Raw genomic sequence first — 395 nt, 5'->3', positions numbered from 1 at the left:
GGCGCCAAGTTCTGGCTAGGCGTTCTCACTGAACTACAAAACCGCGGGGTGCAAGATATACTCATTGCCTGTGTCGATGGTTTAAAGGGCTTTCCTGATGCCATCAATACGGTTTATCCCAATGCTCAGGTTCAGCTGTGTATCGTGCATATGGTGCGCTACTCAATGAAGTTTGTACCCTGGACGGACAAAAAGGCAGTAGCCGCTGATTTAAAGGCCATCTACGGCGCTGATACGCTTGAGATAGCAGAGGCTAACCTTGAGCACTTTGATGAGACTTGGGGCAAAGAGTACCCGCACGTGGTCAAGTCTTGGCGTAATAACTGGGAGGGCTTAACGGTGTTCTTTGAGTATCCGAAAGATATCAGAAAAGCCATCTATACCACCAATGCTAT

The 395-nt window shown here is 48.4% G+C and carries 1 protein-coding gene; it reads left to right on the top strand.

Features of this window, described 5'->3' with window-relative positions; all coding sequences use genetic code 11:
• Positions 1 to 395, top strand: a 395-nt coding sequence (locus tag EI161_RS14695) for a transposase (RefSeq protein WP_192530049.1), incomplete at both ends; no start/stop codon positions are given.

It is taken from the genome of Psychrobacter sp. FME5, assembly GCF_014861375.1.
Taxonomy (GTDB): Bacteria; Pseudomonadota; Gammaproteobacteria; order Pseudomonadales; family Moraxellaceae; genus Psychrobacter.
The sequence above is the reverse complement of the archived record's forward strand: the minus strand, read 5'-3'. Positions and strand labels throughout refer to the sequence as shown.